Annotated in this window: 22 protein-coding genes and 1 pseudogene; 14 read left to right on the plus strand and 9 right to left on the minus strand. The window is 35.4% G+C overall.

Annotation, left to right across the window (positions count from 1 at the left end; all coding sequences use genetic code 11):
• Positions 1–370 precede the first annotated feature (370 nt).
• Positions 371–529, minus strand: coding sequence for a Fur-regulated basic protein FbpA (locus tag AC3ANV_RS11140; RefSeq protein ID WP_488313650.1), 159 nt, complete (start codon positions 527–529; stop codon positions 371–373).
• Positions 530–630: 101 nt separating this feature from the next.
• Positions 631–1404 (minus strand): alpha/beta hydrolase, encoded by a 774-nt coding sequence (locus tag AC3ANV_RS11145; protein WP_488313651.1) that lies wholly within the window; start codon positions 1402–1404, stop codon positions 631–633.
• Positions 1405–2423: 1019 nt separating this feature from the next.
• On the opposite strand from AC3ANV_RS11145, the gene AC3ANV_RS11150 reads away from it, so the two are divergent.
• Together AC3ANV_RS11150 and AC3ANV_RS11155 are read left to right on the plus strand one after the other, a co-directional pair.
• Positions 2424–2807: a hypothetical protein gene (locus tag AC3ANV_RS11150; protein ID WP_488313652.1), complete on the plus strand. Its 384-nt coding sequence runs from the start codon at positions 2424–2426 to the stop codon at positions 2805–2807.
• A gap of 220 nt (positions 2808–3027) precedes the next feature.
• The gene (locus AC3ANV_RS11155) at positions 3028–3942 is read left to right on the plus strand and encodes a LysR substrate-binding domain-containing protein (protein ID WP_488313653.1); all 915 of its coding nucleotides are present in this window, start codon (positions 3028–3030) and stop codon (positions 3940–3942) included.
• A gap of 53 nt (positions 3943–3995) precedes the next feature.
• On the opposite strand, the gene AC3ANV_RS11160 is transcribed toward AC3ANV_RS11155, so the two are convergent.
• Positions 3996–5171, minus strand: a complete 1176-nt coding sequence (locus AC3ANV_RS11160) for an amidohydrolase (RefSeq protein ID WP_488313654.1) — start codon at positions 5169–5171, stop codon at positions 3996–3998.
• A 223-nt stretch (positions 5172–5394) separates the two neighbouring features.
• Between AC3ANV_RS11160 and AC3ANV_RS11165 the strand changes: the two genes are divergently transcribed.
• From AC3ANV_RS11165 to AC3ANV_RS11180, 4 genes are all read left to right on the plus strand, one after another.
• Positions 5395–5949, plus strand: a complete 555-nt coding sequence (locus tag AC3ANV_RS11165) for a GNAT family N-acetyltransferase (protein WP_488313655.1) — start codon at positions 5395–5397, stop codon at positions 5947–5949.
• A gap of 236 nt (positions 5950–6185) precedes the next feature.
• Complete coding sequence (gene ssuE / locus AC3ANV_RS11170) at positions 6186–6743, plus strand: NADPH-dependent FMN reductase (protein ID WP_488313656.1); 558 nt, start codon at positions 6186–6188, stop codon at positions 6741–6743.
• Positions 6744–6799: 56 nt separating this feature from the next.
• Positions 6800–7825 (plus strand): LLM class flavin-dependent oxidoreductase, encoded by a 1026-nt coding sequence (locus tag AC3ANV_RS11175; RefSeq protein ID WP_488313657.1) that lies wholly within the window; start codon positions 6800–6802, stop codon positions 7823–7825.
• 54 nt (positions 7826–7879) lie between these two features.
• Entirely contained in the window at positions 7880–9181 is a 1302-nt protein-coding gene (locus AC3ANV_RS11180; protein WP_488314189.1) for an LLM class flavin-dependent oxidoreductase, read from the plus strand.
• 150 nt (positions 9182–9331) lie between these two features.
• Here the strand turns inward: AC3ANV_RS11180 and AC3ANV_RS11185 are convergent.
• Positions 9332–9648 (minus strand): annotated as a pseudogene (locus AC3ANV_RS11185) (MocR-like pyridoxine biosynthesis transcription factor PdxR); the annotation flags it as partial.
• A gap of 1220 nt (positions 9649–10868) precedes the next feature.
• Between AC3ANV_RS11185 and AC3ANV_RS11190 the strand changes: the two are divergent.
• From AC3ANV_RS11190 to AC3ANV_RS11205, 4 genes are all read left to right on the plus strand, one after another.
• Positions 10869–11063, plus strand: a complete 195-nt coding sequence (locus AC3ANV_RS11190) for a DUF2187 family protein (RefSeq protein ID WP_488313658.1) — start codon at positions 10869–10871, stop codon at positions 11061–11063.
• Positions 11064–11423: 360 nt separating this feature from the next.
• On the plus strand, positions 11424–12812 hold the full coding sequence (locus tag AC3ANV_RS11195) for a protoporphyrinogen oxidase (RefSeq protein ID WP_488313659.1): 1389 nt from the start codon (positions 11424–11426) through the stop codon (positions 12810–12812).
• Positions 12813–13051: 239 nt separating this feature from the next.
• Positions 13052–13513: a YsnF/AvaK domain-containing protein gene (locus AC3ANV_RS11200; RefSeq protein ID WP_488313660.1), complete on the plus strand. Its 462-nt coding sequence runs from the start codon at positions 13052–13054 to the stop codon at positions 13511–13513.
• Between the two features lie 113 nt (positions 13514–13626).
• The gene (locus AC3ANV_RS11205; protein WP_488313661.1) at positions 13627–14061 is read left to right on the plus strand and encodes a YsnF/AvaK domain-containing protein; all 435 of its coding nucleotides are present in this window, start codon (positions 13627–13629) and stop codon (positions 14059–14061) included.
• Positions 14062–14214: 153 nt separating this feature from the next.
• Here AC3ANV_RS11205 and AC3ANV_RS11210 read toward each other — a convergent pair whose 3' ends face one another.
• Entirely contained in the window at positions 14215–14523 is a 309-nt protein-coding gene (locus tag AC3ANV_RS11210) for a hypothetical protein (protein WP_488313662.1), read from the minus strand.
• A gap of 311 nt (positions 14524–14834) precedes the next feature.
• On the opposite strand from AC3ANV_RS11210, the gene AC3ANV_RS11215 reads away from it, so the two are divergent.
• Positions 14835–15794 carry a DUF1835 domain-containing protein gene (locus AC3ANV_RS11215; protein WP_488313663.1) on the plus strand — a complete coding sequence of 320 codons (960 nt, stop codon included), beginning with the start codon at positions 14835–14837 and terminating at the stop codon, positions 15792–15794.
• A gap of 210 nt (positions 15795–16004) precedes the next feature.
• Here the strand turns inward: AC3ANV_RS11215 and AC3ANV_RS11220 are convergent, their stop codons facing one another.
• Entirely contained in the window at positions 16005–16364 is a 360-nt protein-coding gene (locus tag AC3ANV_RS11220; RefSeq protein ID WP_488313664.1) for a winged helix-turn-helix transcriptional regulator, read from the minus strand.
• Positions 16365–16500: 136 nt separating this feature from the next.
• Here AC3ANV_RS11220 and AC3ANV_RS11225 point away from each other — a divergent pair, with 136 nt between their 5' ends.
• Positions 16501–17133: a nitroreductase family protein gene (locus tag AC3ANV_RS11225; RefSeq protein WP_488313665.1), complete on the plus strand. Its 633-nt coding sequence runs from the start codon at positions 16501–16503 to the stop codon at positions 17131–17133.
• Between the two features lie 252 nt (positions 17134–17385).
• On the opposite strand, the gene AC3ANV_RS11230 is transcribed toward AC3ANV_RS11225, so the two are convergent.
• Positions 17386–17586: a cold-shock protein gene (locus AC3ANV_RS11230; protein WP_488313666.1), complete on the minus strand. Its 201-nt coding sequence runs from the start codon at positions 17584–17586 to the stop codon at positions 17386–17388.
• Positions 17587–17876: 290 nt separating this feature from the next.
• On the opposite strand from AC3ANV_RS11230, the gene AC3ANV_RS11235 reads away from it, so the two are divergent.
• Complete coding sequence (locus tag AC3ANV_RS11235; RefSeq protein ID WP_488313667.1) at positions 17877–18059, plus strand: DUF3934 family protein; 183 nt, start codon at positions 17877–17879, stop codon at positions 18057–18059.
• Between the two features lie 355 nt (positions 18060–18414).
• Here AC3ANV_RS11235 and AC3ANV_RS11240 read toward each other — a convergent pair whose 3' ends face one another.
• Positions 18415–18552, minus strand: a complete 138-nt coding sequence (locus AC3ANV_RS11240) for a hypothetical protein (protein WP_488313668.1) — start codon at positions 18550–18552, stop codon at positions 18415–18417.
• 157 nt (positions 18553–18709) lie between these two features.
• Here AC3ANV_RS11240 and AC3ANV_RS11245 point away from each other — a divergent pair, with 157 nt between their 5' ends.
• A complete protein-coding gene (locus AC3ANV_RS11245) occupies positions 18710–19318 on the plus strand; it encodes an NAD(P)-dependent oxidoreductase (RefSeq protein ID WP_488313669.1) in 609 nt (202 codons plus the stop codon).
• A gap of 505 nt (positions 19319–19823) precedes the next feature.
• Here AC3ANV_RS11245 and AC3ANV_RS11250 read toward each other — a convergent pair.
• Positions 19824–20651, minus strand: a complete 828-nt coding sequence (locus tag AC3ANV_RS11250) for an HAD family hydrolase (protein ID WP_488313670.1) — start codon at positions 20649–20651, stop codon at positions 19824–19826.
• Positions 20652–20873 lie beyond the last annotated feature (222 nt).

Consider the following 20873-nt stretch of genomic DNA (forward strand, 5'->3'; position numbering starts at 1 on the left):
AATTATATTGATAATAGCAACATCGCTATGAAGTTGTCAATAAAAAAAAAATATTCTAATAATTTTTGTGATTGGTATGTTGGCCAATAACCAGTCTGCTAAGGAAGCCTACAAAGTGGTAGTGTAGGGGTAGTTACAGAAGGAAAAGAATGGTGAGTACTCTTCTTTAACCATCAGTGTTGGCATAAAGGGGAATCCATAATTGTCAACACTATAGAAGTAGTCATTTAAAACGGAGAAAAATTTTAATTTGGTATTTCGAGGAAAGTCAAATTATCTGACCTGGTCAGTCCTACTTATAAAAGGTAACGACCTTCCGTATGTCGGATAGGTCTTATAAATTACATAATCTATCGAACTCGTAAATTCTTTATTTTATTTTTCTTAAGGACCTGTATTCCGCTTCAAGTTCATTTAAAGTAAGCTCAAAAAGATGTTTGTCATCTTTTTTATATGCACCCAAGGTAATCAATTTATTCATCAAGTAATGTTTTTTCATCTCAACTGCATCCCGAAGTAAATTCTTCATTCCAAATCACCTCCGATAATCCAATATTTTATTTTTTAATTATAGATATACTTTTAAATATATTATTCTTATAGATTAACTATGAATTAAATGCGACAAACTTATGATATCTCCATATTCCTTTGTTTACTAGCATATTTCTCAATAAAAAAGCAGCATTGTTCAGCAATGAATTCTTTTTCATTATCCATGGAAGCTACGTGATAGGAGTTATACAGTGGAATGATTTCTTTGAAGTCAGATTGAATACGAGCCATAATATGATCTGTATTTTCTGGGGGAACGACATGGTCATCCACTGATTGAAATGCCAACACCGGACTTGTGACATTTGATAGCTTTCCGGTTGTTTCATCCATTAATGACAGCAGCTGCTTGATGGCTTTGATAGGTGTTTTTTCATATACAATTTCATGTACGCCGGCTGCCTTAATATCCGGTGATCCTTCATCTATAAATCGAGGCTCCTGTTTCGTTTTAAACTCCTCCATTACAGGAATAGTCGTCATCGCAGCATTTATCAGTACTACACCTTGGATGTCGGGGTATTTACTAACAAGATCTATTGTTAAGGTTCCGCCCATGGATTGACCGATAATAAAGATATCACGGCACTGTTTTTGTAAAAAGAGATATCCTTCTTCAAGACTTTGAATCCAATCTTGGTAGTTGCATCTTTCCAAATCTTCATAATGTGTGCCATGACCTTTTAATCTTGGACCGTAGACTGTATAACCATGAGATGCAATATACTCTCCTAAAAAACGAATGCTTTGGGGAGTTCCAACAAATCCGTGGGAAATCAGAATTCCAATATGATTTCCTTTAAAAAAAAATGGTTCTGCTCCTGGTAAAATTGGATATTTTTCTAGCATATAAAATCTCCTTTCCTTTTTGAGTTTCCCTTTTTTGAAAAAATAAAGCACCTTTCTCAATAGAGTTAGGTGCTTTTGGTAGACCAATCAGCTATGCATTTGATAAATTAACATAATCCTATACCAATTATTCCGATGAGTCAAGTGGGATTACAAAATAATTCTTCGAAATATTTCAATAAATCCATTGACAACTGTTTCATGGGAATTTATAGTTTAACTCAAAATCCAGTAAATAAGTAGGTAAAGTTTGATATATTTTTCCCTATCTTTTTACACTAAAACAATATTCAGTTGTGATTATTAAGTTTTATATATAAAAGATAGACGGTGAATTTTGTGAAAACATGCCAACTGGATCTCGGAGGCCTTAAACTTTTAAGATTTCACCATGAACTTGGACTTAATTAATAATAAAAAAATTTTTTCTTACTTGACTGATTGGAAATGTAGGGATAAAATAAATCTGGATAAAATATTTAAATTTTCAATTAATTAAAATAAATTTAAATGTCTAAGAAGAGTATTAAACAATAATAAGTTTTATAAATTCTATTAAAAATTCCTCAAACTACATAAAAAAACGCTGGTCGGACTACCGAAGGCTCCTTTCTCTTATTTCATGAGATTAGGGGCCTTTTTTTACACTTTATTCCGACTAAATGAATAGGTTTAATGAGTTTGGTTGTTGTTTTTTATGGAAGGAGCTAATTACAAGTTGATTTAATCCCTCAGAAATTAAAACCAATACTACAATGGGTTATGTTAGTACCTTGTCAGATAACTGAAAGGAGTTGAATTATCATGTGTTGTGAAAGCGAAAGAATGAGCTGACACACATTGTATTGATTACACAAATCTTTGATAAGTAATGGCAGCTATCAAGTCAATTTGGGATCCTATCTTCACAGGAGTTACCGAATCCTTTAAATGTCTTCAAATCAGCTGTGGAATTAGCTCGATCCGGTCAACTTTTTGAATATATTAGTGAAAGTACTAAAGTAAGGAGTGCATTTTATATGTCAGAGATCAATTTAAGCTCACTCAATATTTATAGAAAGCAGTTAGGAAAGGACCCTTTGAAAAAGAACGGAAATCTAAACCTGCCTGATTTACAGTTTTTTAATTGGTGCAATCAACAATACAGATTAAACAGGGGGATATATAATACAATCGATCAATGGTTTTATGATAATGGGATCACGGAAGTTCTTTCTCGTCGAATTTATATATTATCATTTTTAAGATTCGTTATGGAAACAAAATCAGAGTCTCAACAGCATAAATTTATTCGATTTGGCAGTGGGGGACTTACAAAACAGCTTACTGATTTTCTAACCATAATAGATAAAGAAAGTAAAAAGCCGAGCCTATATTTGTTTACAAATCAGAAAAAGTTGTAGTTGGATTAACCGAAGCGGAGCAACGTGAACAATTGTATAGATTCGCTACGGATGTTGTACCGATACTAAGACATGAGATTCCCGGCACAGTATGGACAGTAGGAATGTGGTTATTACAACCTAATAGTGAGAATTTAAAAGCTGATTGGTTAACCAAAAGCTTCTGAATGCTTTGGCATTTAGAAGTTTTTTTGCATTCTAAGAAAGGGAGGGCATTTAAATGGAAGTAAGGTTGATTAAAACATATACTACCATAATTAAATTAGGAAACTTTCAAAAAGCAGCCAGAGCATTAAATTACTCGCAGCCAACGATTACCTTACATATAAAGAATTTAGAAAAAGAACTCGGCGTAAAGTTACTTGAGAGAGGGAAAACCATTGAGATGACTGAAGCTGGCCGCCTTTTTTATGAAAGGGCTAATGCTTTATTAAGGGAATATGATCACCTTGATAAAACCATTCAGGATTTGGAAAAGGGGGATGCAGGATTAGTGCGTTTAGGTATATCTGAACCTAATGCAAGTCTGGAGTTTCCGAATATTTTATCGGAGTTTTCAAATCTTTATCCAAATATAGAAATTACGATTAAAGTAGCAGAGGACAATATTCTCAGTGATATGCTTCACCGCGATGAACTTGATTTTGCTATTTGTGCTGAACCTGAAATTTCATTTGAAAATTACTTTAAGCCTTTATACATTGATGAATTGATTCTTTTAGTTGATGAAAACCATAAATTGGCATCAAAAATATCCGTCAAAATAAGTGAGTTAGAAAAAGAAACATTCATAGTTACTTCAAAAAATAGCCCTATGAGAATGAAAATGGAACAGGTAATTGTAGAATCCATAGGTACAAACTACAAAAAAATGGAAGTGAGCAGTAGTATGTCTCATAAATATTATGTAAAAGCAGGACTAGGGATCTCCTTTTTTACAAAAACAGCACTCGCTACTCCTTTTCCAGGAACAAAGATCGTAAAAATAAAAGATTTAGATGCTTCCATTGGCATTGGATTATTGAGTAAAAAAGTGAACTCTTGCTTTGGGAAAGCGACCAATCACCTACTTACAATGATTAGTGACTATTATGAAAAGAAAAATTTAAAGCATCAGCTCAAACAATTTATATAAAGGCGCTTGAAATTATTCAAACGCCTTTTTTAATAGAAAAGGGATGATTCACTTTAGCTTTGTTTATCATTAGCCAGAAATAATAGAGCCTGTTCTGCCAATTTAGCAAAATATTTAGCACTTGGTATAATGGCAGCTTCATCTAAAATGAATTTCGGATGATGCAATCCATGTGTACCCGATACCCCAATGTTTACAAAGGCACCTTTTATTTTTTGCTGGTAATAGGCAAAATCCTCACCTCCGGAAGAAGGTTCCACTTCCACTACTTTGTATCCATTTTTATCGGCGACTTCTTTAGCAAATTCTGTCCAATCGGCATCATTATTCACGGAAGGGGGACCTGGGTGCCATTCAAAAACTGCTTCGGCTCCAAAGCTATAAGCAATTCCCTTTATAAGTTTCTCCATTTTTAACGGAATAACATTTCTGACTTCTTCATTTAATGTACGTACAGTTCCTTCTATATAAGTTGTTTCGGGTATCACGTTCCAGGTATTTCCGGAGTGAATTTGCGTTACGCTGATCACAACATTTTCACTGGACTTAATTTCTCTACTAACAATTGTTTGCAGTCTAGAAATAATATTTACTGCCACAATGATGGGATCAATTCCTTCGTGTGGTTTGGCCGCGTGTGCACCTTTTCCTACTATTTTTATTTCAAATCGATCAACCCCTGCAGTTAGAACACCGGATTTTGTTCCCATTGTCCCAACCTTTGAATGCGGGTCATTATGCAATCCAAAAATAGCCTGAACATTCTTTAAGCCGTCTGTAGCTAGGACAGATTTTGCACCATGGCCTGTTTCCTCTGCAGGCTGAAATAAAATTCTAACGGTTCCTTTTAAACTTTTTTCCTGCTTTTTTAATAAATAGGCTGCCCCTAAAATAACGGTTGTGTGAAAATCATGACCGCATGCATGCATAACCCCGGGAATTTTTGATTGAAAAGGAAGGCCGGTTTCTTCTTGAATAGGGAGAGCGTCTATATCAGCTCTGATGGCAACAACAGGGCCGTCTAACTTGCCGGAAATCTCCGCTATAACTCCTGTTTTAAGAGGTAGATCCAAAACTTTTATTCCTGCTTCTTCTAACCAGGATCTGATTTTCCTTGACGTGTTTACTTCTGCATTGGATAATTCCGGTTCCTCATGAAGATTTCTGCGAATGTTAATTAAGTGTTCCTCAAGGGTATCGTGTATTTTTGATAGTATTTCTAATGTCATTTGATCACTCCTAATCTAAAGTCTATTTTCCTATAAGATTACTCTGAATTAACTGAATAAACAACAGCTAGTAACTTTAAAATTAATAAACTTATCTATCAGAATTCCTAATTTTACACAAAAAACCGGCAGATGTTATGCTATTTATATTCCGATTAAACGAACTGGCGTACTTGGATTAATTTATCTACCTATTAGTTAATTTTTTATGGGAGGTTAATAGATGCTTAAACAAATTGTGGTTCGGGAAGCACTGAAAGAGGATAAAGAGAGTGTTCAGCAATTGTTGTTTGCCAGTTACAAACAATATGAATCTGATTTTACTAATCCACAAATTTGGTCGGATTACCTGGAAAATATTAGAACATCTGTTTATAACGAACAGGTGGATAAGATACTTATTGCAGAAAGTGATGGTGAGATTCTCGGGTCCCTTCAGCTTTTTCAATCATCGGAAAAAGCCTACAATAGACTGGACCTTCAAATCCATTCACCCATTGTTCGGTTATTAGGGGTACATCCGAAAGCCAGGGGGCGTGGTGTTGCACAAGCCTTATTAAGGGCTAGCGCGGATTACGTAAAATCACAGGGTGCAACAACCTTATATTTTCATTCGAGCGACAGGATGTATCAAGCAATCAAGCTGTATAAATGGTTGGGCTTTAAACGGGATCTTTCAAAAGAGTTTTATAACCATGATATTTTGGTTAAATGCTTTCGATTAGATCTCCAAGCTAGTTCATTAAATAAAGAAAAATTTTTTTCAAAACCAAGTTGACAAATGGGATTAATGTGAATATAATCAAAAACAAATAGTCAATTAAATTAGAATATTAAAAACGCCGATTGGTCTTCCAAAGGCTCCTGTTAAAAAAACGGGAGCCTTTTTTATTTATTATTTTAGCTATAGTCCTATTAAATTATTTTTTTAGTAAAACGTTATTTTAAAACCGAGTTTTTTAATAGGAATAATGAGTTATAGAAAAAATACATTCAAGAAAGGGAGAATAACTGATGAGTAAAGTAACAATTATTTCAGGAAGTCCTGCTGAACAAACGAGATTAAATGGGGTATTTGATTTTGTTGTAAGCTATTTTGAGGGTGTTAATATAACGCCTGATTTAATCAATATCCGCAATCTTCCGGCACAAGATTTAATCCAATCGAAATTTGATGGCGAAGAAATTGTTGAGGCCAATAAGAAGGTTGAGGATTCAACTATTATTGTGATTTTGACTCCTGTTTATAAAGCATCCTTTACTGGAGTTTTAAAAACTTACTTGGATCTGCTTCCGCAAAATAGTCTTGAAAATAAAACGATTTTGCCCATTGCAATCGGAGGAACATTTGGCCATCTTTTAATGATTGATTATGCACTTAAGCCGGTGCTGGCAGCTCTTGGAGCAACCCACATATTAAAAGGATCTTTTATTTTAGATAGCCAAGTAAAAAAACTTGGTGGTAATCGTTATGATTTAGATTTAGAAGCTAAAAATCGATTAGAAACATCATTGAATTTCTTAAAGACATCTTTATCTTCTGAAAAGAATGTTACCCGCTCCATTGTGTAATGAAATAAACAGCTGCCGGTCTATATATAACTTATTTTTTCAAGGAGGGGAATCAGGTGGGATTACGACTAAGCATTTTGGATCAAAGCGTCATCGCTGAAAAGGAAACAGCAATTGATGCGTTTAACCATACGATTGAATTAGTCCAGAAGGCAGAAGCGTTGGGGTACCACCGCTTCTGGGTATCTGAGCATCATAATTCTGATAAACTGGCTGGATCAGCCCCAGAAGTCTTAATATCCCATCTTCTGGCAAAAACCAATCGAATTCGAATTGGTTCAGGAGGGGTTATGCTGCAGCATTACAGTCCATATAAAGTTGCCGAAATCTTTAATGTGTTAACTTCTTTAGCTCCAGGGAGAGTGGATCTTGGATTAGGGAAAGCTCCCGGTGGACTTCCGTTATCAACAAAAGCCCTTCAGGAGGGATTATCAGAAAAAACGAAAGAGATGTGGGAAAAACTAGTTGATTTAAAAAAGTTTGTGTTCAATAAGATTGAACCATATGACCCTTTTTATGGACTGAAAGCGGAGCCTGTTCCTTCCAATCCTCCGGACCTTTTTTTATTGGGTGCAAGTGCATCAAGTGCTAAACTCGCTGGAGAATTAGGATACTCCTTTGTATTTGCCCAATTCATTAATAGTAATGAGGCTATCCTCGAAGAAGCATTTGAGGTATTCAGCCGTCTGCAGGAAAGGAAAAAAAAATCAGAACCGATCTCTTTTATTCTTGCTCTTTCGGTGATTGTGGCTGACACAGATGAGGAAGCAAAGCAGCTGGTAACCAATTCGGAAATTTTTAAAGTCCATCTTGAAAGCGGTAAGACAGTTACAGTTGGGAGTATCGAGCAAGCAGAGATTTTTGCCCAACAGGCAGATGAAAACTATCGAATTGAAATACAAGAAGCCAGCATTATTCATGGTTCAAAGGAAACGGTGAGAGAAAAACTGCTTCATATTCAAGATATCTACGATTTGGATGAAGTTATTATTTTAACTCCCATTCAAAATTTTGAAGATAGACTTAAATCCTATGTACTCTTAAGTGAAGCATTTTCAGAAATTTCTGTTCCATCAAAATAGCTGTATAAAGGAGCGAGGAAATTGACAAAAAATAAAAAACTTAAACTCGGGGTTATGCTTCATGGCGCCGGGGGAAATATGGCGTCTTGGAGATCTAAAAATGCACCTGCTGACGCGAGTGTGAATTTCTCCTTCTATAAGCAATTAGCACAAAAAGCAGAAGCGGCAAAACTTGATTTGGTTTTTGTGGCCGATGGTTTATATATTAACGAAAAATCCATTCCACATTTTTTAAACCGCTTTGAACCGCTTACTATCTTATCTGCTCTTGCTTCGGTAACTTCTCATATCGGTTTAGTAGGGACTCTTTCTACATCTTATAGTGAACCTTTTACAGTGGCAAGGCAATTTGCATCACTTGATAGGGTAAGTGATGGCCGGGCTGGGTGGAATGTTGTAACCTCACCTCTTGAAGGGTCAGCCAAAAATTACAGTAAGAAGGAACATCCTTCTCATTCATTGCGTTATAAAATTGCAGATGAATTTTTGGAGGTAGCCAATGGTCTCTGGGATTCATGGGAGGATGATGCTTTTATCAGGGATAAAAAGACAGGTGTATTTTTTAACCGTGATAAAATGCACCGCTTGAATCATAAAGGAGAATTCTTTTCGGTTGAGGGTCCTTTGAATATCAGTCGTTCAAAACAGGGGCAGCCCGTAATTTTTCAAGCAGGGTCCTCTGAACCGGGAAAAGATTTGGCGGCAAAGTGGGCAGATGCTGTGTTTACGGGACATGACAATATTGAACAAGCGAAAGAATACTATCAGGATGTAAAAAAACGGGCAGTATCCTTTGGTCGGTCTCCAGATGAAATCCTTATCTTTCCCGGTATTAGCCCTATCATCGGTCGCACCAATGAAGAGGCAGAGAAAAAATATTTGGAAATCGCGAGTTTAGTTACTGTAGAAGATTCCTTAAATTATTTAGGTCGTTTTTTTGACCATTTTGATTTTTCGCAGTTTCCTCTTGATGATCAATTCCCGGAGATCGGAGAAATTGGTAAAAATAGCTTTAGGAGTACAACCGACAAAATCAAGAAAATGGCCAAGGAGGAACATTTAACTCTTCGTCAAGTAGCTATTCGAGTAACTACACCTAAGACCACTTTTTTCGGAACACCGGAAAAAGTTGCCGACCTCATACAGCAATGGTTTGAAGAAGGGGCTGCAGATGGGTTTATGCTTGGCAATGCTGTTTTACCTGATGGTCTCGATGATTTTATCAACTATGTGTTGCCGCTATTACAAGAACGCGAACTTTTTCGTACGAAGTATGAGCATGACACATTAAGAGGTAACCTTGGAATTACCGTTCCAGAGAATCGTTATAGTAAAGAATTTCATTTTAATAAGTAGGGAAAAAGATTCTCTGAATTCAAGTCAGTAGTTAACAAAGAAAGGATGATAAAGATGGCACAAAATAAAAGGATGATTATATAGAGAAAATGGGCCAAACTGCAGCCTATACTCTTACAAATAGAAATGCCCCGCAATTGTTAGACACAACTAACGACTACGGGGTGTTTTTTGTGACCAAGCCTCTTTTAAAAGCTTCACACCAAACTGGATTTCATCACAAGTAAGATTACTAAACCAAGTTTAAGAATTGGTTCATCAGAATGATTTTTAATGAAGTAAATTAAGGTAGGATACACTATAACACCAAAAAAGGAAGCACGCTCGATTAGCCATTCCTCTGAACGATTTAGATGTATCTTAACTAATAAGGACAGACCTGACTGCTCCCCAATAATGGATATATTTTGTTGGAAGTATTTTTTAAATTCTGAAACTATGCAGTGCATTTTTCGCTTATACAAAATGGTCATCCAAAAATAGCTGGTTGGCCATATAACACGAATAGGGAGTTTAGTAAAAAAGATTTAAAATGAAAATTGATTCCCATTCCTTTGTATAAATGAGATAGGTTCTTGGAAACAACTTTTTTGACTTTCCTCGAAGGTCCCGTAACACTAATTGAATTTTTTTGTAGTTATCATCAGGTCCTACAATTTTGTTCCTGATAACACCGAACCCCAAAATGGCCGACTGCCTCAATGCTGAAGTAAAGAGAAAGTATACTCTTTTTTATTTGCAGTCATTCTATCAAAACAAAGTCGAAGTAATTTAATTGTGGAAAAATATCATGTTATATTATCTTACATAAAAGTATTTAGGATGTAGAAAGGGTGGTATTCTAGTTGTAGATATTAATTAAGGAGTGTTTGCTTTGAATAAGTCAAAAAATATCAATATGTTTTCCTTTTTTATAGTAGTTTTAAAAGTCGCATTCTCTAAAAAATCCCCAGTTTTATATTAATAGTCATTATGTTTGCTTGAAATAATTACACGAAGTTTATTTATCAGAACGGGATCATTATTTTAATCAAAAGCAGTTTGCTGATTTCTTATCGGAACATGGCTGAATTATGGTAAACGTAAATTAAATGTGAATTACAGTCATCAAAAAATACTAAAAGCAGAATTTTGACTTGCTGGTACCCCCTATTGGAGCAAGGATACAGTCGAAGAGTTTAGCTAGCAGGAGGAAGAACGATTGAAAAAGGATTAAGGTAGGGTAATAAAAGGATAACTCTGGAATTATAGCTTGGGAGAGGTTTCCAAGCTATTTTTTAATCTTGTGAATAAACCAGTTATTTAATTTGCGGTTTCCTGTTTTTGTATCGAAAAAACTGAATATACAGGCAAAAAGAAAAAGATGATATTTTCACATTCCTAAAATTTCGCAATTTAAAATAAACCCTATATCAATATCCATAATTTTGGTAATATATTTATAGAAGCTAGTTTCAAAAGGAATAGCTAAATACCTCAAAAATGATTTAGCAGTATTTAGCGATATGGATCTAGGTAAGCGGGTACAAATTATTAAAAAGAGCTATTTCTTCTTAAGAGGATTCAAGTCTTTGAAAAAACATGGTGAGATAAGATGCATCTACATATATTTGAAAGGCCTTTCAAGGGCGAAGGCATTATAAAATAAACCATAACAAACCGCTTAGTGTAAATTGGAGGGAATAAAATGATATTTATGGCAAAAAGGATCGCAGAATTAGGGGATCATATCCTTTTTAAGAATGGAGTAAAAGGGATCGTTGAGAAGGTTAATGAAAATTCAGTCATTGTGAATATAACCGAAAATAAAACGGAAGTGGAGTTTGAAGGAAATAGAACTGTTGTAGCACATAAAAATTACAAGGTTATCCATGATGCATGAAGTGAAAGAAAAGTCAAATAGACACGATTTTATACGACTTTTTTGGACAAGCAATCTAGCAAAAAAATGAAAATGTAAGCGTTTTCCCTTTTGATAAACTTAACATCATTCGTTTAATAATGTGGAAACCAAGGATGAAATAGAATTAAAAGAAAAACTTCATATAAGTAAGAAATGCTGGGTAGTTTAAATCACTAGTCGGGTTTCTTATGGGGAATTCGATTAATACTTCTATAAAACGACATTTACGACACCGGTCATCCTCCAATATTAAAAATGGACTTTTCATTTTTAAACTACCACTAGAGGTATGGTACACTGTTAAGGACTATTAAAGTATATAGACAGAGGTGTCCTAAAGTGAAAACAGTCCTAGTGATCGGCGGAGGTATTACCGGATTATCTGCCATGTATGAATTGCAAAAATGGAAAAAAATGAATCAAGCCGGAGTTAGGCTTATTCTTATAGAAGCATCAAATATGCTTGGTGGAAAAATTCGGACTGTAAAAGACAGCGGGTTTGTGTTAGAAACAGGAGCTGATTCCATTGTAGCCCGTAAGGCGAATAATATGTCGTTCATTAAAGATCTCGGTTTGGAGAGTGAAGTTGTTTACAATGCTACGGGCCGTTCTTTTATTTATACTGATAGGGAATTAAAGCCAATCCCTTTTGATTCCGTTTTTGGAATACCCGCAAGTGTAGAATCATTAGCTAAAAGCACACTTATCTCTCCCGAAGGAAAAGTGGAGGCACTGAAAGATTTTTATACAAAAAATGAAACATTCACAAAAAACAATTCAATTGGCGAATTCCTTGAGTGCTTTCTTGGAAAAGAATTAGTTGATAAACAAATTGCTCCAGTTCTTTCCGGTGTCTATGCGGGTAACCTTAGCGATTTAACGATTGCTTCGACACTTCCGTATTTACTTGATTATAAAGAAGAATACGGCAGCATTATAAAAGGTTTTGAAGCAAATAAGAAAAAATTCCAAAGCAGTGGGGAAAAGAAGTTTCTTTCGTTTAAAAATGGCCTGAGCTCGTTGATTGATACGTTTGAGCGTAAGCTTGATGAGGTTGAAATTTTAAAGAATACAAAAGCCGACAAGATCGAAAAAAGTAACAATCGTTATCATGTATTGTTAGACGATAATGAAATCATTGAAGCGGATAATGTCGTGCTCAGTATTCCCCATACCGCTGCTGAAAAATTATTTAATGATGAAAAAATGGTTAAAGAATTTACGGTTTTTAAAAATAGTTCACTTATTAGTGTGTATGTAGGTTTTGATGTACCGGACAGTATCCTTCCCGTAGACGGAACCGGTTTTATTGCGGTAAACACCAATGAATTGTCGTGTAACGCTTGTACATGGACAAGCAGGAAATGGGAACATACCTCAAAAAGTGGAAACTTGCTTGTAAGGCTGTTTTATAAAAGCAGCCATCCGTCATTTATTGATTTAAAGGTAATGAATGAAGAACAACTGCTTCAGGTTGCCCTTCAGGATATTGATAAAAGCCTTGGGATTACCGCTGAGCCTGTTGTAAGCGAAGTAACAAACTGGACAGAACAGATGCCGAATTATTTGATTACCCATCCAAAAAGTGTGAAAGATATCGAAAAAAATCTCTCAGAAACTTATCCGGGAGTCATCCTTGCGGGGTGCTCGTATTATGGGGTTGGTATTCCGGACTGTATTGAAAACGGGATTAATACTGCACGGAAGATCATTCAATTTCTTAAATAGAAGGAAAAAGTTCCAAAGGCTGTTCCGATAATCCCAACTCTGTATTATTTCATATGTATATCATCCTCTATTTTATTGATAAAATTAATTTACTGCTTAAGAGATGATTACGAATTTTATGATTTTATTTAGATTCAACAATTTAAAAAAAAACAGTCACATTGCCAAATAATAGATGGGATAGTATACACTCCAATAGCACATTCTGAATATGAATTAAAAATTCAGGGAGGGATACGATGAGCGAATTATTTGGTTTTTTCGAGGATGAGAAGGAAGATAGAAATGAGAAAGTGGAAGCCGTTGACGATAAAAAGCTGCTTCTCCGACAAGAAGAGTTGGATATTGACAAAGATCGTTTTGAAACCGGCGAGGTAATCCTGTCCAAGGAAATTGTAGAAGAAACAAAGGCTGTTGATGTACCGGTTATGCATGAGGAAGTTGTAATTGAGAGAAGGGCTATCAACCATGAAATGAGTGATTCCCCAATTGGTGAAGAAGAAACCATTCACATTCCTGTCAGCGAGGAAAGAGTAGAAGTTGGAAAACACACAGTTGTAACAGGGGAGGTTTCCGCTTATAAGCGTGAAGTGGAAGAAACACGTCATGTGGAAGAAACTCTTAGAAGAGAAGAAGCGCGTGTGGACACTACTGGTGACCCTAATATCGTGAATGATGAGGAAATTTCCCGTTACGAGTAAAAATATAAAGAAAAAACACCTCGTAAATCACGATTTGAGAGGTGTTTTTTCAAACGTGATTGAAAAATGGTTATAGATGCCTTAATTCAATTACCGAGTATGGAGGATGCAATATGGCAGTGAATATGGGCAAAGAATCAGACCGTTTTTTTTCTGAACGGAATCAAGAGGGGAAGTTTAAACTTCGTAAAGAACAATTGGATATTTTAAAAAAATGGGTAAAAACAGGAGAAGTAACCGTTCGGAAAGAGATAATCACAGAGGAAAAAACAATTGTCGTGCCGGTAACCCGAGAAATCCTTGTAATTGAAAATAATGCTACTGATATAAAAAATCCGGATTTTATAAGTGGACAAACAGAGACTATCCGAATACCAATTAGTGAAGAACGTATTGAAGTGATTAAACATCCAACTGTTTTAGAAGATATCGAAATTTACAAACGGAAATTCCAAAAGATTGAGCATATTGAAAAGACCTTGAAAAGTGAAAAAGTGCATGTGGAAATCGTGGGGAAGGCTAAAGTTTGTGACAAAGAAGGTCCGTAAGAGCACTTCTAACTAAGTAACGGTTGAGATCGCAATGCCAAATAGAATTATTTCATAGGAAAGATCTTTTTAACAAGGAATTACCAATGAAAATACAAAAAAAGTCCCAAGCGAAAAACTACTCTTGGGACGTAAGAAGCAATTTTTTTAAAATTAACGCTTTAACCGGTTAAGGACACGTTCTTCGAAGTTTGCTTGATCTATATCCAATCCCAATATTTCATTTCTAAATGGCTTGAACCGTCCATTTTTCACTTCTAACGTAAAATATCCCCTTTGACTTAAAAGGTTAATATCTCCAATAATATTTTTCCCGCGTACAGGGTCGAACAAATTAACTAAATTAGGATTGCTTGGATGGGCTCTGAACCTGCAGCCTTGTTCCACACAAACTCTAACAATGTTTCTTACCTTTGGATGAGCAATACTCTCAATTTTCTTGTTTAAATCGTCATTGGCCATAATTATTAACCTCCTTTCCAGTTTAAACGATATGCGGCTATGGAGGATAATATGCATTTTTTTCAAAGCAAACTATTAGTCTATGTTAACTACACAAAAATATGAATCGATTAGGAATTAAATACAATTTATTAACTAATTTTCAGAAGTATGTTGGAATGGATGATTTCTTTTTTTATTTCTTCATTATTAAAAACATTATTTTTATCGTTGGAGCATTATGCTAAACTGGACGGAAATGACTCATAAAAGTAAAACCAATTGATAAAAAAGATTACTATAGAACTAAAACTAAAAAAGAAGGTGTTACTATGATTCACATTGTAAATGGGAATGTAGTGGGGAGTAAGATAGGAAATCTCACGGGAGACGTTCTCGTATGGAGAGACATGTACGATTTTGGTCCACTTGCGGCAAACATATCACAGGAAGAATTGATATGTTTGCGTGCTCAATTTTTCGATGAAAAGGTAGGCATACCTGCTTCGTTATTTATCAATAATTGTGTAGAACAAAATCGGTACCTTGACGAGATACATAGAGACACAGAGATTGTCCTCTGGTTTGAACATGATCGATATGATCAAACAATGCTGATGTATTTGTTAAATGAGCTTTCAAACAAAGAGTTTAACAACATTTCAATGGTGACAATTAATGAGTATCCTGGGATTGAAACCTTTTATGGGCTTGGTCAATTGTCTTCACAACAATTAGAAGATCTTTTTTACCAAAAGAAACAATCTATTTCAGAAATACATATAAATGAAGCCATCTTGGCATGGACGGCCTATACATCAAAGGATCCTACTGACATTGAAAAATGGATCTCCACATCTGAAGAGAACCTGCCTTTCCTTAAAAAAACCTTAAAATCTCACTTGACCTACTTTCCTTCTATAAAAACTGGTTTAAATGCGGTGGAAACGAGTACCTTGGCCTATCTGAATGAAAATACATGCCCGTTTACGGAATTATTTCATTTTATCAGTAAGCAAAGAATCATTGATGGGTTGAGTGATCTCCACTTTGCTGCCATTCTAAACGAATTAACGAATGGGTCATATCCTCTTTTAGAAAACGATAGACCGTTACCAAATTATAAAAATCCCGCACCATTATCACAACTCAAGTTAACGTCCATTGGTTTAGAGGTTCTTAAAGAACAAAGAACATATTTTGAATTAGGGGTGCGTGATTGGTGGCTAGGTGGGGCTTATTTAAAAAATAATGAATGGTATCGGGATGATAAAGGGCTTATTCACCGTTAATTTTGTGGAAATCAACCCCCAAAATATAAATCCGATCCAAGCTATTGAGGGGAAAAACGGATATTATCGTAGGGATTTAGAATTTTATACCGGGAATAAATAAAATCCTCATAATCCATAAGAACTGGAGGTGCAACCGCTGCACCTCTTTTGTATGAAACTAACCAATTACGCTTCTAAATTGAAAGGTATTCTTCAGGATGTAATTACTTAAATCGATTTTTCTCGGTTTTTAACCCATTTCATTAGTACACGGATAACCTCTTCAAGTTCTTTGCCTACATGTGTTAATTCATATTCAACTTTTTTAGGTGAAGTGGCAATAACTTTTTTGACAATTAACCCTTCATTTTCTAAATCCCGCAATCTCTCCGTTAACAGGCGATCAGAAATTCCAGGAATAGAAGAAACAATTTCATGGTATCGTTTTGGACCCTGTAGCAGGGTATAGATTACAGCTCCCATCCAACGTTTACCGATAAATTCAACAGCACTATGAAAGTTAATGCATATACGCTGCATTTCTTTTTCAGACGGAGGCAGGCAATTCTGTTTAATTGGTTCACTCATAATAAACTACCTCTTTTTTACTTTTCTAACTTTATAATATCACATTTGTTATGCTTGACGAAAGGTACTTACTAATAGTAAGATACTTTCATGCTTACTATTAGTAAGTTGGAAAACACCTTAGGAGGAATATGTTATGCAGAATGTTTTAACGAAAGGTTTATCTGAAGTGATTAAAGAACGTCGCTCAGTAAGAAAATATGATCCTACTTTTAAAATTTCACAACAAGAAATAAAAGATATGCTAACAGAAGCAATACAAGCACCATCTTCCAGTAATCTACAGCCATGGCGCTTTATGGTTATTCAAGACCAAGAGACAAAAAAAGAACTTAGAGCGATTGCTAACAATCAAGAGCAGGTAGAAACAGCATCTGCAGTTATCGCAGTATTGGGTGACAAAGAAATGTATAAAAGCGCAGAAAAAGTTTACAAAAGTGCATTTGAAGCAGGGTTTATGGATGAAGCGAATATGAACAGGATGATCGAAGGCACCAACAATATGTACCCGAAAGTTTCAGATGAAGTACGATCAAATATCGCTTCATATGATGCAGGACTTGCTTCCATGCAATTGATGCTGATTGCAAAAGATAGGGGCTATGATACCGTACCGATGGGCGGCTTTAACAAAGAACAATTTATTCAAAAATTCGGTATCACTGATCGATATTTCCCAATTGTCTTGATTGCAGTTGGAAAGGCAGCAATTCCTGCTCACAAAACAACACGTCTGCCATTAGATGATGTTCTGATTGATTATATATAATGGTGACAGGCACCATAAAAAGACATTTTTTGCATTCTGTCCGCATCGAGTGTACACTTAATTCTTAATTTTTTGTGTCCTCCCTATATGGACAAGGAAATTAGGAAATCAGCAAATTATATGGTACACTGTGTTTACCATTTGATTTACCGTTTTCATATTCCCTCCTCATTCGTGAGTGGGGTTTTTGTTTTTTTTGTAAAGAAAAAAACAGACTCTATGATAAGAGTCTGTAAATATTTGTTCTTATAATTAAGCTTTACGAACGTTAGCTGCTTGTGCACCACGTTGACCTTGCTCAACGTCAAAAGTCACTGCTTGACCTTCATCTAATGTTTTGAAACCATCGCCTTGGATCGCTGAGAAATGAACGAAAACATCTTCTCCGCCTTCACGTTCGATGAATCCGAAACCTTTTTCGCTGTTAAACCATTTTACTTTACCGTTTTCCATTTTTATTGCCTCCTAGCGTGTAAACACACAATGTATTACTATCCTTGCTCACAGTGATCATCAAGACGAAAAGTTGGAACTTTTATCCTTTACACCGAACAAAAATAATTCCTCTTAAGAATAGCATTTATTTGAAAGTGTTTTCAAGTGTTGATATGATAAGTTAACGTTTCAGCCTCTCACATATTACTATATAGGTATATTTTATCGTGCTTGGTTAATAACGAATTAAAATGGATACTACTACAAACCACAGAAGCGTAGTGTCTAATAAAATGGAGTGATTAATTATGAATAAAGCTAAGAGTAAAGGCGGAACAGGTAGAGGAACAGGCAAGAAGGGCTGGAATCGTTGGCAAGCTAGTGCCAACAAAGCCAAGAGTGCCAAACCTTATATAAGCAAAAGTGCAAAAAAAGCGGAGGGGTCAAAGGATACCAGTAATAATAAAGGTGAAACAACCAAACCAAACTAATCTGATTTTTTAAAAACAAGATTTACCCGTTAGAAAATGAGCAGGGACATTTCTTCAGAAATCCTGATGTTGGCAGTACATGATGCAAAGAAAATAGTGACCAATGTTCATTTAAGGGCAGATGATCCTTTAATATTCCAGACAAATTAACAGGTGAATTTAATTATATTAAATTAGATGATTTAACTGGGTCTGAAGTGGCTAGATTAGTGGGTGAATGCCAGTTTCGGGTTACACTATTGTAAGCCATTTTCATAATACATTGAGGACCCAAATAGTGTATTTATGACAAAGGAATTATGAGTTCATATTAATAACAGAAAAAATACGCTCTACAAAAGAACGTAAAAAAATTTCACTTTCCAACTAATAAATTAATTCCTAATATAATAATGGAAAAAATGAAAAACACAAAATTTAGAGCTAATCCATTACGTTCTATTTCTATTTTTATTTCTATGTTTGGGTCATAATCTTGTTCTTGATCTTCCATTCACGGACCTCCAATTTATAAAATGAAATATTATATTATATGTATTAGAAATACTTCCGTTTGGGACAACCTCTACAGTTAGGAATAAATTAATCAAAATTTTGACTCAAGCACGTTTTTTTTTGGATATAAAGTAATTTAAAGGAGGCAAGTAACTTTGAATAATGAAATTGGTTTTATCGGTCTAGGAAACATGGGTCAACCGATGGTAATAAATTTGTTGAAAGCGGGTTATAACGTGAAGGTGTACAATCGTACGCCCGATAAAGCAATGGATGTTGTGGCCGCTGGTGCAGTGCAGGTGAATCGTCCGTCAGATGTGGTATCTCCAGGCGGCATTGTTATTACAATGGTTGCAAATGATCAGGCGCTAGAAGATACAGTATTGGGCCAATCTGGATTTGGGAACAAACTGGGGTTAGGAGGCATTCATCTTTCGATGAGTACTGTCTCACCGGAGACCTCACGTAAACTTGCAGCTTATCATCAACAGCAAGGTAGTTACTATGTGGCATCGCCTGTATTTGGTCGTCCGGATGCTGCGGCAGCACAAAAACTGAATATTCTTTCATCAGGTCCGAGCCACGCTAAGGAGCGAGTAAAGCCGGTGCAGGAGGCAATCGGTCAGCGGATCTTTGATCTCGGTGAGGAGCCCGGTAATGCCAATGTCATTAAGCTAGGCGGTAATTTTATGATTATGGCGGCGATGGAAGCCATGGCGAGGCTTTTAATTTGGCAGAGAAAAATGACATCGATCGGAATTTAGCTGCAGAAGTATATGCGTCCACACTATTTAACTGTGCTGTATATCAGGGGTATGGCCCAATGATTGCCGAGAAGAGAAGAAGTTTGAACCTGCGGGTTTTCAGCTAAAGCTAGGCCTTAAAGACTGCAATCTCGTCTTAGACGAGGCTAACGCTACAAAAACACCTATGCCATTGGCTAGCTTACTACATAATCGTTTGCTTGCCTCTATCGCAAAAGATCGCGGAAACCAAGATTGGGCTGCTTTAACAAGAATCGCATTGGAAGAAGTGGGATTAGAATAGAATTATACTGGAAGTTCAATGTCTCCAACAAGTTTTACTTTTTTCATAAATTTTAGAAAAATAAACCGTAATAATATTATGTTAACTAAAAATTAAACTATTAGAAAATACCACAATAAACAAGGGGTCTTTTTCCGTTTAATGGAAAAAGACCTCTTGTTTATCCTGGCAGTATAGCAGAACATTGATGATAGAAAAAAGAAACAAAGTCAACATTTACGTCTATTTAACCGATATTTCTTCTTCGATGTTTAGTAATTGTAATAGCTGACGAACAGCATAGGCAAAACCATCTTCATCATTTGACTTTGTTATTAAATCAGCTTTTTGCTGAATATGGAGAGGGGCATTTCCCATCGCAACTGAAGTGGTGGCTACCTCAAATTGGGCGAGATCGTTGCCGCCATCACCAAAAGCAATAATGTCCTCAAAAGATAGATTCATCATTTGCTGGTAACGTAATAAAGCCTTTCCTTTATGTGCTTCATTTGAAGTAATTTCTACATTATTAGGAAAGGAAGAAGCCATTGTAATAGGAAATTTTTCAGCTAATGCCTCTTTTACCTCTTCTACTTTTTCAAGCTGATCCTGGTGTACCAAAGCTATAAGTTTATAGATTTTAAGATTGTTTTTTTCAAGAATTTCATCATAATCGTATTCTTGAAAAAGGATATCAAGCTCTTCTTTACTTTTCACATGTAATGGCGGCAAAGTGGATGGAAAGCCGCCATAATTTGTATATACGAGAATTCCTACACCTAATCCCTTTAAAATCGTGAATATTTCTTTATAAATTGAAACAGATAAAGTAGCCTCATACAGCAGCTCCCGTGATTTTGAGTATAAAACAGAACCATTAATACAAAAAATGGGAACCTCCAAATTTTGCACCGCTTTTAATTTAATTACATCTGCATAAGCCCGGCCGGTATTTAAAATAATACAGTGTCCTAATTCATGCAATTCATTTAATACTTTCACGCTTTCTTCAGTTATTTCATGCTCTGAGTTTAATAACGTGCCGTCTAAATCTATTGATATACATTTCATGGCTGATCTTAATTCCTTTCCATTTTTTCTTAAAGACTACTATATCAGATTTATAGGCTATAATGTTCATGGACTTATTATAAAAATATAGCCATTGCAAACGCGCAATGGTTTTTTTCTTTAAAAATTACGTAACAGCTGTAATTCTTGTTTACGTTTTTTCGATAAAAGGATTACAAAATTTCGTAATTTCTAAAAATTAGATAAAATTCCGCCAATATT

Source organism: Neobacillus sp. DFD-2R (genome assembly GCF_057747865.1).

Excerpts from the sequence above, each read along its gene's own strand:
- AC3ANV_RS11140 (WP_488313650.1), bottom strand. The coding sequence starts at position 529 with ATGAAGAATTTACTTCGGGATGCAGTTGAGATGAAAAAACATTACTTG.
- AC3ANV_RS11145 (WP_488313651.1), bottom strand. The coding sequence starts at position 1,404 with ATGCTAGAAAAATATCCAATTTTACCAGGAGCAGAACCATTTTTTTTT.
- AC3ANV_RS11150 (WP_488313652.1), top strand. The coding sequence starts at position 2,424 with ATGTCAGAGATCAATTTAAGCTCACTCAATATTTATAGAAAGCAGTTA.
- AC3ANV_RS11155 (WP_488313653.1), top strand. The coding sequence starts at position 3,028 with ATGGAAGTAAGGTTGATTAAAACATATACTACCATAATTAAATTAGGA.
- AC3ANV_RS11160 (WP_488313654.1), bottom strand. The coding sequence starts at position 5,171 with ATGACATTAGAAATACTATCAAAAATACACGATACCCTTGAGGAACAC.
- AC3ANV_RS11165 (WP_488313655.1), top strand. The coding sequence starts at position 5,395 with ATGCTTAAACAAATTGTGGTTCGGGAAGCACTGAAAGAGGATAAAGAG.
- ssuE (WP_488313656.1), top strand. The coding sequence starts at position 6,186 with ATGAGTAAAGTAACAATTATTTCAGGAAGTCCTGCTGAACAAACGAGA.
- AC3ANV_RS11180 (WP_488314189.1), top strand. The coding sequence starts at position 7,880 with ATGCTTCATGGCGCCGGGGGAAATATGGCGTCTTGGAGATCTAAAAAT.
- AC3ANV_RS11190 (WP_488313658.1), top strand. The coding sequence starts at position 10,869 with ATGATATTTATGGCAAAAAGGATCGCAGAATTAGGGGATCATATCCTT.
- AC3ANV_RS11200 (WP_488313660.1), top strand. The coding sequence starts at position 13,052 with ATGAGCGAATTATTTGGTTTTTTCGAGGATGAGAAGGAAGATAGAAAT.
- AC3ANV_RS11205 (WP_488313661.1), top strand. The coding sequence starts at position 13,627 with ATGGCAGTGAATATGGGCAAAGAATCAGACCGTTTTTTTTCTGAACGG.
- AC3ANV_RS11210 (WP_488313662.1), bottom strand. The coding sequence starts at position 14,523 with ATGGCCAATGACGATTTAAACAAGAAAATTGAGAGTATTGCTCATCCA.
- AC3ANV_RS11215 (WP_488313663.1), top strand. The coding sequence starts at position 14,835 with ATGATTCACATTGTAAATGGGAATGTAGTGGGGAGTAAGATAGGAAAT.
- AC3ANV_RS11220 (WP_488313664.1), bottom strand. The coding sequence starts at position 16,364 with ATGAGTGAACCAATTAAACAGAATTGCCTGCCTCCGTCTGAAAAAGAA.
- AC3ANV_RS11225 (WP_488313665.1), top strand. The coding sequence starts at position 16,501 with ATGCAGAATGTTTTAACGAAAGGTTTATCTGAAGTGATTAAAGAACGT.
- AC3ANV_RS11230 (WP_488313666.1), bottom strand. The coding sequence starts at position 17,586 with ATGGAAAACGGTAAAGTAAAATGGTTTAACAGCGAAAAAGGTTTCGGA.
- AC3ANV_RS11235 (WP_488313667.1), top strand. The coding sequence starts at position 17,877 with ATGAATAAAGCTAAGAGTAAAGGCGGAACAGGTAGAGGAACAGGCAAG.
- AC3ANV_RS11240 (WP_488313668.1), bottom strand. The coding sequence starts at position 18,552 with ATGGAAGATCAAGAACAAGATTATGACCCAAACATAGAAATAAAAATA.
- AC3ANV_RS11250 (WP_488313670.1), bottom strand. The coding sequence starts at position 20,651 with ATGAAATGTATATCAATAGATTTAGACGGCACGTTATTAAACTCAGAG.